The sequence below is a fragment of the Cellulophaga sp. F20128 genome, assembly GCF_023015805.1.
In the GTDB taxonomy this organism is placed as follows: domain Bacteria; phylum Bacteroidota; class Bacteroidia; order Flavobacteriales; family Flavobacteriaceae; genus Cellulophaga.
Map to the genome: position 1 here is coordinate 62888 of NZ_JALKBA010000017.1, position 15632 is coordinate 78519.

The 15632-nt window shown below is 38.9% G+C and carries 8 protein-coding genes and 1 pseudogene; all 9 read left to right on the top strand.

Annotated elements, in window-relative coordinates; all coding sequences use genetic code 11:
* Positions 1 to 2589: a fibronectin type III domain-containing protein gene (locus MWU65_RS14070; protein WP_247078889.1), complete on the top strand. Its 2589-nt coding sequence runs from the start codon at positions 1 to 3 to the stop codon at positions 2587 to 2589.
* 68 nt (positions 2590 to 2657) lie between these two features.
* Positions 2658 to 4595 (top strand): glycoside hydrolase family 97 protein, encoded by a 1938-nt coding sequence (locus MWU65_RS14075; protein ID WP_247078890.1) that lies wholly within the window; start codon positions 2658 to 2660, stop codon positions 4593 to 4595.
* Position 4596: 1 nt separating this feature from the next.
* Complete coding sequence (locus tag MWU65_RS14080) at positions 4597 to 6099, top strand: sulfatase (protein WP_247078891.1); 1503 nt, start codon at positions 4597 to 4599, stop codon at positions 6097 to 6099.
* A gap of 32 nt (positions 6100 to 6131) precedes the next feature.
* Positions 6132 to 7775 carry a sulfatase gene (locus MWU65_RS14085; RefSeq protein WP_247078892.1) on the top strand — a complete coding sequence of 548 codons (1644 nt, stop codon included), beginning with the start codon at positions 6132 to 6134 and terminating at the stop codon, positions 7773 to 7775.
* Positions 7765 to 9207, top strand: a complete 1443-nt coding sequence (locus MWU65_RS14090) for a sulfatase (protein WP_247078893.1) — start codon at positions 7765 to 7767, stop codon at positions 9205 to 9207. Before MWU65_RS14085 ends, MWU65_RS14090 begins: the two co-directional genes overlap by 11 nt.
* Positions 9208 to 9216: 9 nt before the next feature.
* A complete protein-coding gene (locus MWU65_RS14095; RefSeq protein WP_247078894.1) occupies positions 9217 to 10821 on the top strand; it encodes an arylsulfatase in 1605 nt (534 codons plus the stop codon).
* Positions 10822 to 10824: 3 nt separating this feature from the next.
* Complete coding sequence (locus MWU65_RS14100; protein WP_247078896.1) at positions 10825 to 12117, top strand: DUF6786 family protein; 1293 nt, start codon at positions 10825 to 10827, stop codon at positions 12115 to 12117.
* 33 nt (positions 12118 to 12150) lie between these two features.
* Complete coding sequence (locus MWU65_RS14105) at positions 12151 to 13176, top strand: family 43 glycosylhydrolase (protein WP_247078898.1); 1026 nt, start codon at positions 12151 to 12153, stop codon at positions 13174 to 13176.
* A 357-nt stretch (positions 13177 to 13533) separates the two neighbouring features.
* Positions 13534 to 15632 (top strand): annotated as a pseudogene (locus MWU65_RS14110) (hypothetical protein); the annotation flags it as partial.

A 15632-nucleotide genomic window follows, 5' to 3' on the forward strand; every position in this document is an offset into this window, starting at 1 on the left:
ATGACTGCACTCCTGTGTATAGGTCTTTTTTTACAGCTTTCACTAGCTCAAAATGAGAAGGGAACAATACAAATAAACACAACAAAAGGGCACGCCATTAAAATAGGCTCTAGCGGATTTAATGTGCGTATCGCAGACAAAAGTTGGAGTTATCTACATCCAGATTTTAGACAAGCAGTACACGAATTAAAACCCGGCTGGCTTCGTTATTTTTCGGGCACTATGGGCGATGCATTTAGCAGTGCTACGGGGCAATACGATTTAGATTACGCCATGATGTTTGATCATCCCAAACAATACCTAAAAGGCTATCGATTTACAGAAGTTAAAGGTCCACATCGCATTATTGATTTGTATGATTTACTGAGTGAAATAAACGGAAAATTAATTGTGACAATTAATGGTTTTACTGAAACACCAGAAATGACATACGAGTTGGCTCAATTCTGTAAAAATAATAATATTGAAGTCGCAACTTGGCAGTTTTGCAACGAACCTTATTTTTATGTACCCCATAGAGAACGCTATTGGTGGAACAACGGTTATGATTATGCAGCTAAAATGAAACCGCATGCAGACGCCATTAAAAAAATATTCCCAGATGCCTTAGTTGCCTTAAACAATACCTGGGATGGAATTTGGGGGTTTATGAAAGAAATTAATTCCTATCAAAAAGAACAAGGTGCGTATTGGAATGTATTCTCTAAACATTCCTATGCCCCACATACCGGTAAAAAAGAATCGGTAGAAAACGCATACAAACGTGCTAACACCAAACTACTTGAAGCAACTTCTCCAAATGCCATGGAAGAAATTGAAGCCTACAGTTGGAAGGATGTGCCTATGATTATAACCGAATTTGGCGTTTGGAACAAGCCTTTAAACGGTATCTACTCTAGCATTTATAATATTGAATACGTTATGCGTCAATTACAACATACCAATACTTGGTATGTTGGTGCACATGAAGTCAGCAGTAAATACACCCCAAAAATTAACATAAATTCCCAGATTGAAGCTGCCTTTAAAAACAACCAGCCCTTGAATACAGATGGTATTTTAACGGGGATACACAGAACCCTAGAAGGCAAAGCCTACCAGATGTACCACGAGGTAACCAATAATTCGGATTATATTTTTAAGGCAAAAGTTACCAATGGATTTGAAGCTCCAGGTCTAAAAGATGCCATAGAAACAGCTTTCTTTGCGCAGGCATATCGCGGCATTAATGGGTACGATTATCTTGTGTTTACCAATAGAACAGAAGATTCTAAAGCATTTGATGTACTAATAGACGGTCTTCCCTTGACAAAAAAAATAGAAGTAAACTATATTACTGCGGATTCGCTTACCGTACAAAATACCGAAATAAAACAAGCTGTTTTTAATTCGGGTACAATAAACATTCCTGCCTTTAGTGTAACTGTTGCTAAATGGCCTTCGCAATTGGAAACAAAGCCTGCTGTACCTACAATTTACAAAGGTGAAGTATTGCCTGAAAGTGTTAAAATAAGCTGGGGACCCATTGAAAACGTCACAAATTACACTATCCTTTATGGAAAGAACCCTAAGCATCTGAAGGAACAAATTAAGGTTGAAGATGCGGCCACAACTTCAGTTGAGCTTAAGAAACTAGATCGCAATGCGACCTATTATTTTCAAATGTTTGCTGCAAACAAACAAGGTCCAAGTAAAACTTCAAATCAGATTTACCTCAAAATTAGTCTTCCAGAAACCCCAGAAATATTTAAAACGGCTCAAAGAAATACGACGGCCACTATATTCTGGAAAAGTGTAGCAAACGCAACTGGTTATACCCTTAAATACACAAACCAAAATACAGCTAAAGAAACATTGGTTGAGGCCAATAATGTTTTTGGATATAGAGTTGAAGGATTGGAATACGGGATCCCCTATCAATTTGAAATTGCTGCTTACAATGGTCTTGGGCTTGGAACCTTTTCAAAACCAAGAAGTCTGGTGGTCTCTAAAAAAGTACCCTACAGTCCGCGAAATGTTTCAGCCATACGGGAATTGGACGGTAGCGCGACTGTACAGTGGATTGCTCAAGACTCTGTTCATCCAGAAACAACCTATACCGTTTACAGAGGAGAGGAGCTTCATAACTATCAACCCATAGCACGTGGAATTAAAACCACCAATTATCAGGATACTGTCATTGAAAAGGACAAGGTATATTACTATACTGTCAAAGCAGAAACATCTGCGGGCGAAAGTAATTTTTACCCGAATACCGCAACCTTATTCAGTTCAGATACGGCATATAACATCGAAATAAAAACGGTTGAAAAACTAAAACATGGCTTTTTGTTTACGATTGGCTTTAAGAATATTGTTTTGGATGGTGCCTATTCTTATGGGGTTAAAATAGAAAACATATCTTATTTAACAGTTGAAGAACAATTGATTCCCGGAAGAAACATGTCCGAAAAATCAAAAACTTTTGAGGTGTTTGTTTCCAATTCGGACTTGGCAAAAAAATCGAAATATACCATCAAAGCCTTTATAAAAAACGCTGGAAAAAATCTTTTTAGTAAGCTGCCTCATACAAACATTGAAACCGATTGACATTAGCATAAAAGCATATGTTCAATTCAAAAAAATTAACACACAGTTTAAAGATAAAAGTAAAACACATGAAATTTAATTTAGCACTAGAAACATTTCCAACCCTAAGATGCTACGCCTTACTTTCTGCAGTCATTTTTATACTAAATGCATGTACAACTACAGTACCCAATTTAACCGTGACTTCTCCTGATGGCAATGTATCCCTTGTTATGGGTAATGACAATGGTAAAATTAGCTATGCTCTTTCTTCTGAAGGAAAACAGCTCGTACATGCTTCGGAGCTCTCCATTTTAGCCGAGCGGCCAACTGCAAAAATTTTGGGCTCTTCCTTGCATTCTGAAGACACTACATGGCAGCCTGTTTGGGGGCAGTTTAGTGAAATACGTAATCATTACAATGAATTGGTAGTAACCATAGATTTAGATGGGATACCTGCAAAGTTGTATGCACGGGCCTATGACAATGGTATTGGATTTCGATATGAATTGGAAGGATATGCTAATGGGACTCCTGCCAACTTTTATTGTGAATACAATTTAAACAGCACTGATATTTTGTATTGTCCAGCCGGAGAAGGTACTCCTTTTGGTCCAAGCTCCATTGCCGAAGTAGGCGCCCTAGCAAAGCAACCGAAACTAATGATGCCATTAGTTATTGAAAGTTCAGCTCAAGTAAATTTATCTTTTTTGGAATCAGATTTGGTGGTAGCGCCAGAATTTGGGGTCATTAAATTTACGTACGATCAAGCAAAAGAAGCTCTTATTTCTTCAAATAAAACAAAATTAACAGCTGAGAAAACGACAACGCCATGGCGCGTTATTCTGATTAATGACAAACCCGGCGACTTGGTTACCAATACCGTTCCTCTAAATTTGGCAACACCAAACAAAATTGCAGATCCTTCATGGATACAACCAGGTAAAACTATGTGGGATTGGAGAGTACATGGATATACCACTAAAGACGGATTTACCTACGGTATTGACACGGAAAGTTATATCCGTTTTATCGATTTTGCTGCGGAAAAAGGCATCGAATATTTTCTAATAGACGATTCTTGGTATACCAAAGTTACCAAAGGTCATTTTGAAATCTCTGAAAAGTTCGATATTGAAAAAGTATCCAAATACGCGCATGACAAAGGCGTAAAATTAATCCTGTATTACGATAGGCACAAAGGCAGTTATGGTGATGAAGCCTTGTTTCCTTATTACAAATCACTAGGGATGAGTGGCATTAAATATGGCTTTATGGGGACCAATGTATCCTTTACTTCTGCTGCCATTCAGAATAGTGCAGAAAATCATTTATTGATAGATTTCCATGATTCTCCAGTACCTTTTACCGGTATAGAACGTACCTACCCAAATGCGATAACCAAAGAATACTGCCATGCACAACAAGATTCCCGAAGGGCTTTTACCCCGGAAACCTTTATAAAAATGGCTTTAATTAACGCCATTCAAGGCCCCTTGGATATGAATAATGGAAATTTCGATTTAATAGGAATCAACAATGGGAGCAGGCAAAAAGGACCTAAAAAACAACACTCTTATTTCTCTACGGTAGCTTCAGAAGCAGCCAGAACTCTAATTATTTATAGTGGTCTCGTTTGTATCCCAGATGCTCCAGAAGCTTATAGGGAAAAATCAGATCTTTTTGAATTTATTGAGAAAATGCCTGTCGGGAAATGGGATGAAAGCAAGGTGCTCCATGCTAAAATGGGAGAATACATTTCTACGGCCAGACGCCATGGCGAGGAATGGTTTATAGGCTCTGTGTACAACCAAAAAGGGGGAACGCTCCAAATAGAGTTGGACTTTTTAAAAGAAGACCAAAAGTATAGCGTAACCTATTACGAAGACACCCCAGAAACCCATTGTAAAACCAACCCTGAAGCGTATAACGTAATAACAGAAATCGTTTCTAAAGGGGAACTTATCACTGCAAAAATGGCTCCTGGCGGCGGACATTGCATGTGGATTAGACCTGTAACAATTTAAAATGACCAAACAATTATCCATCCTAACAGTCCTTATTTTATTGGTCTCCTGCAAGGAGATTAAGGAAGTCGGTATACGGCAGCAACCCAATATTATTTTTATTATGGCTGACGATTTGGGCTGGCAAGATGTTGGGTTTATGGGAAGCAAATGGTTTGAGACTCCACATCTGGACAAACTTGCGAGTGAAAGTTTAGTTTTTAAGGAGGCTTATATGTACCCAACATGCTCTCCGTCTAGAGCCGCACTATTAACAGGACGACAATCGTTTAGAACCGGAATTTACAATGTACCTGTTTTGGAGCGTGGAGATAACCAATCCAATATTTTTTCACGATGGACGGTTGGTCAAGAACATCCTGTGTATGCCCAACCGCTTAATAAAGCCGGTTATTCCCTTATTCATTTAGGGAAATGGCATATTGTAGGTCCAAATCCACAGCAGGAAACAAATTATCCATTTACAAAACCGCTAAAGCAACCCGCAAACGGTACTATAGATTGGGTTGCCCATCATAAAACGGAAGCTATTCAACAATTCTATCCCATTGGAAAAGGATTTCACGAAAATGTAGGCGGTACTTGGTGGGGCGATCCTGCTCGTGGATATCAAAAAGGATATCAATCTGAAAGCGGAGGATACACTGCTCCATTTAAAAACCCTTTTATAGAAGATAAAGAAAATGATGAATGGCTTACGGATAGGTTAACGGATGAAACCATAGCCTTTATTGATCGAAACAAGGAAAAGCCATTTTTTGTAAACCTTCATTTTTATGCACCACATAGACCCTCTAAAATTCGAAATCAGAAATCGCTGGAAAAATTTTTAGCCAAAGCTGCCGACACCATTACCGGACAAGGAGAAAAAAATCGCCAAGAAATTGCAGCTTATGCCACTATGATAGCTTCGATTGATGAAAATGTGCAACGGATTATCACCTATTTGGACCAGCATAACCTTAGAGAAAACACTTTAATTATATTTACCTCTGACAATGGGTATAATGTTTTACAAAGTGCTAATAAACGGTTGAGAGGCGCCAAAGGACAGATCTATGAAGGTGGCTTACGTGTACCAGCCTTTGTAAATTGGCCTGGAAATATAAAAGCAGGAATAAACAAAACACCTATCAGTGGTTTGGATTACTTTCCTACTTTTTTAGAATTGGCTGGTATTACCAATTACCAGAAGACTTTGGATGGTCATAGCCTTGTGCCATTATTAAAATGTGAAAACTTTGAAGAACGATCACTTTTTTGGCACATAGCCAGCACCTACAAAGACCCACCATGCTCTATCATTAGAAAAGGAAAATGGAAGCTTATCCAATTTCTAAATAGTGAGAAAATAGAATTATACAATTTGGAGGTTGATTTAAAGGAAAGTAAAAACCTTGTTGAAATAGAAAAAGAGGTTGCTAAAAATCTCTTGTCGGAACTCACTAAATGGCGAAAGGAAAACCAGGTACCGCTACCGCCAAAATCACAATTACCTTTTTAAAAAATAACCATAACATTAAAAAGCGACAACAAATGAAATTTAAGATAAGGAATCAATGTATTTTAGGCATATTCACCATTATTCTTGCTGGTCTTTTTAATGCTTGTAACTCAAAGCCTTCTAGCAAAGAGATCCAGGAGACGAAAAAAAAGCCGAATATTTTATTTATCCTCGTGGATGATTTGGGCTATGCAGATTTGGGCATTATGGGTAGTTCCTATTACGAGACTCCAAACATTGACCGATTGGCACAATCGGGAACTATTTTCACCAATGGCTATGCGGCTAGTCGGGTCTGTAGCCCTTCAAGGGCAAGTATTATGTCGGGTAAATTTACAGCGAGGCATAATATCACAGTACATATTGGGTCTCCTTCGGGTACAGCATGGCGGAAACGGAATCGCTTTACAAAACTGCTTCCTGCAGCGTATACCCACAACCTGCCCAAAGAATATATTACTATGCCTGAAGCGCTGAAACAACTGGGGTATAAAACTTTTTTTGCAGGGAAATGGCATTTGGGAGATAAGGGTTCCTGGCCCGAAGATCACGGTTTTGATATCAACATTGGTGGTTGGACTTCAGGAGGTCCAAGGGGAGGTTATTTTTCACCTTATAAAAATCCAAATTTAGTTGACGGTAAGCCAGGGGAAAACCTGTCGCATCACCTTGCTGCTGAAACGGTGAAATTCATTCAAGAAAATAATTCACAGAAAACCGGAAAACCCTTTTTCGCCTATCTTTCCTTTTATTCCGTGCATTCACCCATTCAGACTTCACAAGAAAAATGGAAGAAATACCGAGATAAAGCCGTGCAACAAGGAATAGCGGAAAGTGGCTATCGTATGGGGAAATTTCTACCCATTCGCCAAGTACAAGACAATCCAATTTATGCGGGCTTGGTAGCGCAAATGGATGAAGCCGTAGGCAATGTACTTTCTGCGCTCGATGAGTTGGGACTTGAGGATGATACCATTGTTGTTTTCACTTCAGATAACGGAGGTGTGGCTGCAGGTGATAATTATTCAACCAGTAATAAACCTTTGCGAGCTGGCAAGGGATACCAGTTCGAAGGCGGTATACGGGAACCCTATTTTATCAAAATTCCCGGGCTTTCTAAAGGAGGGGCTAAAATAGATTATCCCGTTTCGGGAACAGATTTTTATCCCACATTTTTGGAGTTGGCAGGCGGACAACAACTTCCTGAGGAACATAGCGATGGCATCAGTCTTCTCCCATTACTTAAAGGAGAAACGTTGGCAGAACGCGCCCTTATTTGGCACTTCCCACACTACGGTAATCAGGGAGGAGAACCCTCTTCAATTATTCGTCGGGGCGATTGGAAACTTATACACTACTATGAAGACGGAAGAAACGAACTCTACAACCTCACAAAGGACATCAGTGAAACAACGGATCTCGCAACAGACAACCCTGATAAGGTTCAAGAATTGAATACCGAATTGTTCGACTATCTAACCAGTGTAGGAGCAAAATACGCAAAACCCGATCCTGACTATTCCGAAGTAAAGGCCAAAGAATTCCGGAACAAAATGGAATATACTAAAATGCTTGCCTTGGAAAAACAACGCAAACAGATGCTATCGCCCAACTGGCAACCCAACAAAGATTGGTGGGGCAGTGAAGCCATAAAAAACAAGACAAATGAAAACTAATCCTTTCTTATTCGTTATTCTTTGTATACTAGGCGGTGCTCTACAGGCTCAAACTAAGGCGGTGCAACAATCCAATCGCCCTAATTTTATAATCATCTTTACTGATGATCAAGGTTACAGTGATCTGGGTTGTTATGGTTCCCCCAACATTAAAACACCAAACATAGACCAAATGGCTAAAGAAGGCATGAAGTTTACCAGTTTTTACGCCCAAACGGTTTGTGGACCATCACGAGCTGCTCTTATGACAGGCTCTTACCCCTTACGAAATGCACGGAATGATAACGGAGAAGCGCCACACCCGAAATTAGCATTAAGTGAAATTACCATTGCCGAAGTATTACAAACAGGGGGTTACAAAACCGGAATGATTGGCAAATGGGATTTGGCAGGACACAACCCAGAAAAAGTTAACCCCGACCTCCTACCGGTGCATCAAGGATTTGACTATTCATTCTTTACTCCTACCAGTAACGATGCCAGAATTCACCTTCTTAGAAACAAGGAAGTTGTTGAGCTTAATGCAGACATGTCTAAATTGACCAAGCGCTATACGGATGAAGCTATTGGCTTTATTGAACGTCATAATGAACAACCATTTTTCCTTTACCTGGCCCACACTATGCCACATACATTACTTGCCGTATCTAAGGAATTTAAAGGAAAATCAGAAGGTGGTTTCTATGGTGATGTCATTGAGGAAATAGACTATAATGTTGGACGCATCTTAAAAAAATTAAAAGAAACTGAATTGGATAACAACACTTATGTCATTTTTACGAGTGACAATGGTCCATGGTGGATCAAGAAAGACCATGGTGGGCATGCCGCACCTTTACGAGGTGCCAAAACCTCGGCTTGGGAAGGTGGATTAAGAGTTCCTTTTATTGTGAGAGCACCCGGAAAAGTACCCGCTGGGAGCACTTCTGACCTAGTCGCTGCAACTATTGATTTATTGCCTACCATTGCAAGTATTGCTGGTGCTAAGAAACCATCGGATAGGGTTATTGATGGATTGGATATCTCAGCTATCATTCATGGAAAATCAAAGACTTTAGTACGGCCGTATTTTTATTATCAGCATCAAGATTTAAGAGCCGTACGCTTGGGCAAATGGAAACTGCATTTGCCCCATGATGAAAATTCAAATTCCATCGCTTTTAAGAAATGGCCAATACACATTGCTCCAAAGGATCGTGTTCTATTTTCAAAACCCATACTTTACGATTTAGAAAATGACATTTCAGAAGCTACAGATGTTGCCAATGAGCATCCAGTAGTTGTAGGCAAACTTATGGAACTCTTGGATTGGGCCAAGGAAGATATTGGCGATTTTCATAAAAGGGGCGTAAATGCACGACCGCTGGGTAATGAACCCTATTTTACACCCAATGATTTAATTCCTGTAAAAGAAAAAATGAATAAAAATTAAAATAATATTATGAAAACAAATCCATTTTTTACACTGAAATTAAGTGTTTTTTTTCTATTCCTCTGCTGCATCAGTACATCATTTCTACAGGCTCAAGATAAACCCAATGTGGTTTATATATTGGTTGATGATTTGGGATATGGTGATCTTGGGTGCTATGGAGCCACAAAAGTAAAAACGCCAAACATAGACAAATTGGCAAGTGAGGGTAAAATATTTACCGATGCCCATTCGGCATCAGCAGTTTGTACCCCATCCCGTTATGCTTTACTTACTGGGCAATATCCTGTTCGTGGTAATAACGGAAAAGGAATATGGGGGCCATCACCCGTTACTTCAGAATTATTAATTAACCCTGACCAATTGACGCTTGCCGATGTATTTAAAAACAGTGGTTATGCTACGGCTGCCTTAGGAAAATGGCATTTAGGATTTGGCACCGGAGAAAACAGATGGAATAAACCATTGCGGCCTGGACCCAACGATTTAGGGTTCGATTATTACTACGGAGTCCCTGTTGTAAATAGTGCTCCTCCTTATGTATATGTAGAAAATGACCAAGTTGTAGGTGCAGACACAAACGATCCTTTGGTGTATGTAGGAAGAGGGAAAGACAAAGAAGTTACTCCTATAACTCCAATTCCGCCAGAAGCGTCACAACGAACCCCAAATATGTTTAAAGGTGCCGTAAAAGCGCATCAATTGTACAACGACTATACCGTAGGAACCGTACTGGCTGGTAAGGCGGTGGATTGGATTACAGAGCAAACAACTAAAAAATCAAAGAAAGAAAAAGGAAACCCTTTCTTTTTATACCTTGCTACGACGCATATTCATCACCCGTTTACACCAGGTAATAATTTTCAAGGAAAAAGTGATGCTGAACTTTATGGAGATTTTATTCAAGAATTGGATTGGATGGTAGGTGAAGTCACTGCTACCCTTGAAAAACAAGGAGTTGCCGATAACACTCTAATCATTTTTACCAGTGATAACGGGGCGATGCTGAATTTAGGAGGGCGTAATGCGGTAAGAGCAGGACATAAAATTAATGGTGATTTATTAGGCTTTAAGTTTGGAGTCTGGGAAGGTGGCCACCGCGTACCCTTCATTGCCAAATGGCCAGGAATAATTGAAGCAGGTAGCGTTTCCGATCAGTTGATTTGTAATGTAGATATGTTAGCCACGCTAATGGCTATTACAGGCCAAGATCCAAATAGTTTAGAGAGTTTAGACAGTATAAATATTTTAGATGCTTTGGTAGATAACCCCAAAGAACCAATTAGAAATGAATTGCTTTTGGCTGCGCATAGACCAACTCATTTATCCCTCCGAAAGGGAAAATGGATGTATATTCCGGCGCAGGGCAGTGGTGGCTTTAGAGGTTCTAAACCAAACCAGCACGCTTGGGGCGGAGCTCCTGCAGTAGCATTTGTAGGAGGAAAAAACAGTGATATTGAAAATGGGAAACTAAAAGTTGATGCACAAGCCGCACAATTGTATAATTTGGAAGAAGATAAATATCAAACCACCAATGTTTACAATCAGTATGCTGAAGTGGTAATAGAAATGGAGGCTATTTTAGAAACTTATAGACCGAAAAAAAATAAGTAAACTATGAAAAACATAAAAAAAAGTAAGATTCTTAAAGCAACCATCTTATTGTTCTGGATTATAGCAATCACTTCCTGTACTACTAAAAAGAAGTCCGAAAAAGAAAAGCTAGGTACCGATCTCAGTCAAGATAATAAAACTACTGTTACCTACTCTAGCTATGGCAATGATACTGCCTTTATGAAGGAACATACGGTTATTCTAGAATTAACAGATGCTTCCCGGGAAAGTAAGATTGCCATTTCCCCGGCCTTGCAAGCTAGGGTAATGACCAGTAGCGCTAAAGGCCCAAACGGAAGGAGCTATGGCTGGATTAACCGAGCCCTTTTTAATTCTAAAGACACCCTAAAAAATATTAATGTATATGGCGGGGAGGAACGCTTTTGGCTGGGTCCTGAAGGCGGACAATATTCCCTGTTTTTTAAAAAAGGGACCGCATTTACGCTTGACAATTGGTTCACTCCAAGACTCATAGATGTAGAACCTTTTGAGCTTAAGAATAGCAGTACAACCAAGGCTGTATTTACCAAGAATGCTAGGCTTACCAATTATGCTGGATTTGAATTTGATTTTGGTATTGAACGCGAAATAATGATCCTATCTGCCAATGAAATAAGTAATGAACTGGGGATAGATACATTGGGAACGGCTAAGGCTGTTGCTTACAAAACCACGAATATCGTAACAAATACGGGGCAACAAGATTGGAAAAAAGAAACGGGGTTATTGTCTATTTGGTTGCTAGGAATGTTTAATCCTTCCCCTAAAACTACGATTGTAATTCCATATATCCCTGGTGAGGAAAACGAATTGGGCAAAGTGGTGAATGACAACTATTTTGGGAAAGTACCTGGGGAGCGATTGGTAGTTAAAGACAAGGTGATTTATTTTAGTGGAGATGGAGCCTATCGCAGTAAAATTGGACTTTCTCCTAGGCGTGCAAAAAATAGTGCAGGGTCTTATGATACGGAAAATGGAATACTTACTATTCTAAAATACAACAAACCAGAAGGTGTAACTTCCTATGTAAACTCTATGTGGGAAATACAAGACCAACCCTATGCAGGTGATGTTATAAACTCCTATAATGATGGTGTTCCTTCCCTTGGGGAAAAGCCCCTGGGTCCTTTTTATGAACTAGAAACTTCTTCACCAGCCCTTGCCTTAAAGACTGGGGAGACCGGAACGCATATACAGTATACTTTTCACATAGAAGGTGATGAACTCACCCTAAACCCAATCATCAAAAAAGTATTTGGTGTTAGCATAAAAGATATAAAAAATGCATTTAATTAAAACAATATGAAGCAGCAAACAAAACCCATAAACATGTCCAAAATCAATAAAAGCCTTGGCTATACCACCAGCCTATTCCTGTTAGTACTGCTCCTTTTAGGTAGTTGTAAAAACAAAAAAGAAATTAAAGAAGTAGCTGTACTTTCTGAAAAATCGATCCAGTTTACCTACCAAGAAATAAAGGGCATCGGAAAAGATTCAATTTACAACAGACGCGACAACAGCGATATTATTAAAGTTGGAGACACCTATTATATCTGGTATAGCCGTATGGATAGCCCCACTACTGCAGGCTATTGGGCTAACATTTGGTATGCAACTTCAAAAGATGAAGGCTTTACTTGGCAAGAGCAAGGTATGGCGCTTGGTTTAGGAGTAGATGGTAGCTTTGATAGCCACTCTGTTTTTACACCTAATATTTTGGCTTTCGAAGGAAAATATTATTTGTATTATACAGGGGTTAAACCTACTCCCGACAATGCGAATAAGGAGTTTGATAACAATTCAACAACAGATATTACCGCCATTGGCTTGGCTGTCGCTGATAGCCCAGATGGGCCCTTTGTACGAGTTAAAAACAATCCGGTTTTAGAAATAAGCGCTGTGGCTTCTGACTTTGATAGTTTTAGAATAGACGATGCCAGTATGCTAGTTCGAGACGATAAAATATGGCTGTATTACAAAGGCAGATCTATCATTCATGGAAAATCAGGACCAAGTAAAACACAAATGAGTGTAGCTTATGCTGATGAACCAGAAGGTCCCTTTAAAAAACACGATGGTCCTATCTTAGACAAAAGCCATGAAGTACTTATTTGGGCTAAAAAAGGGGGTGTTGCTTCCTTGGCATCCATCAACAAAACCATCAACTATGCTGCCGATGGTGTTAATTTCACGGTTCTACAAGACAGCCTTAAAAAGATTCCCATAGCACCAGGACTCTACCGTCCGCATTTAGAAAATGGAAATCCTAAAACAGAAATTCTGGGTTGGGGAATAGCAATAAAAGGAGGAAAAGGCTTGGTTTATTTGGAACGTTTTGAAATGAAAGAAGAATAACTATTTGTTGTTTCATTTCAAAAATAGACTCCATAGCCAATGAATCATCACTTTTAAAATTTCCGTTTTATGTTTTCTTTTCTACTCCAAAAAAAGTAGTAATTTCTATAATTACCACTACTTTTTTTGAATAAATTATATTTTATTTTTCTCAGAAACGGCTTTCTCAGAGAAATAGGACATTCCTAAATCTGTAAATAAAATAAAGATTTATAGGGATACGTATACAATTCCTTAACGTACACAACATTAATTATTTATTTTATTCCTCTACTTTTAAATTAGCAAAAAATACATCAGTCGTATATATAACAGACCCTAGTATTCATTATATACGAATATCCGTTAATTATGCTAATGAATCAAAAATTCATTTTTGTACCCAAAATAATATCCCTAAAATCTATTTTATGGATTTTATTTGTGTTTTTCGCACAGCTCTTTTATGGGCAAACTAGTGGTGGTTGGACAAATTTAGGCGGAGGTGTCTGGCAATCTTTTAGCTCAGATGGCATAGTAAGAATAGAAGCAACAGTTACGGGAGACGTAACCATTGATGGAATAGATACCATGCTTTGCTCTCCCGACGCCTTTAGTGATCCTACTATTTCAGGAACTCCATCTCTACAAGTAACCATAACAAATGGGACGGGCAGTATTTCATTTGAGTTTTTTGATGCTAATACAGGAGCGGTTGTGGACATTCAAAATCCCATTTTACATGTGGATAAGGTTGGTGCATCCGGTCTTTTAAATTCAAGCACAACGGGTATTTTTAATCTACAAAATGGGGAGATATGGTCAACGCTAAATTCAAGTAATCGTTTAGAGACGAGTACTACTTCCTTTAAAGGAAACTTACCATTTTCAATACTTGGTGGAAGTGAAGAATGTGGTAATACGGCTGGCGGTAGTCTACAGCTAACAAGCCTAATCAACACTATTAACCTAAGTACCGAATTAGAAAGAAATTTTACATTAGCAGCCCCCCCTAATTATGACGAAGTCGAATTTGCCTTTTCTAACTTAATTATAAACCCCTGTACGTATGGGGCCATAGTGGGTACACCAACAACTAATGACACAGATGGTGATGGTATAAATAATGATTGTGATTTAGATGACGATAACGATGGTATTCTAGATACCCTAGAAGGTAAATGTACTACGCCTACACAGTCTGGAGCATGGACTATAGCTAGCACTACAGCTTCCTACACCTATGGAAACGGTGTTATTGCGAAAGTTACCACAACCAATTCCACTAATTTTACAAGTGGTAATTTCACAAACCCTGGTCCAAGTTTTTGGTCAGAAAATCTTGCGAACAGCATATCTTTAGAAGCATCCTATGATGACGGAAGCACCGTTACTGTTAATTTTGTTGACGCTGACAATAATCCTGTTTTTGTAGATAAACCTATTCTTCACTTCGATAGAATTGGGGGAACCGACGCTGGGGGCGACCAGAACTCTGCAAATGTTACTCTTATAAATGGATTAAGTTGGACTAAACTTGCTGGTACGTTCGATTTTGTATCAACAGCGACCTCAGTGAAAGATGGTGGAACAGGCTTGCCTTCTGGTGGTTCATATACAGCGGAAAGTTCGCAAATTGATAGTGATGGATCTGCTGCAGGATCATTGCAAATTAACCAGAGAATATCTTCCTTCACCCTTCAAATGACACAAACATCGATATCTGGGGCTGTAGATGAAATAGAGTTTATCCTTTTTGCTTGTAGTAAGGATACAGATACTGATAATGATAATATCCCTGATCATCTAGAATTGGATGCAGATAACGATGGCTGTAATGATGTCATTGAAGCTGGTTTTACGGATCCTAACGGGGACGGTATCCTAGGCAGTTTACCAGTTATTGTGAATTCTACAGATGGAAAGGTTACAGGAACTTCTGTTACTAATGGGTATACAACACCTAAAAATGCAGATAGTGGATCAGGAAATACTGATTACGATTTTCAACAAGCAGGTGAAACACCAACAATAGCTAGTGCTGCAGACCAACCACAAAATATTGTGACAAATGGAACAAATTCCGAATCATTTAGCGTTACTGCTTCTGGTACTTTATTAACCTATCAATGGCAAGTAGATACTTTAGACGGAAGTGGCTTTGTAGATATAGACAATAGCAATGCTTCTGATATCTATACAGGAAGTATAACCAATACACTCACATTAACTGCAATTACTGCTGCTTACGATGGATTTAAATATAGAGTATTAATTACCGATGAAACCTTTACGTGTACAAATCTTACCTCTTCTACTGCTACTCTAGCTTTTGATAGTTCGTTTCCTACTGCGCCTACCGTTGTCATTACTGAAGATACCAACAATGATGGTACAATTAATAGTTCAGAACTATCTGGTGCTATTAATGTAACTATTGAATTGCCTAATGATGCTAGTGCAGGAGATATTTTAAC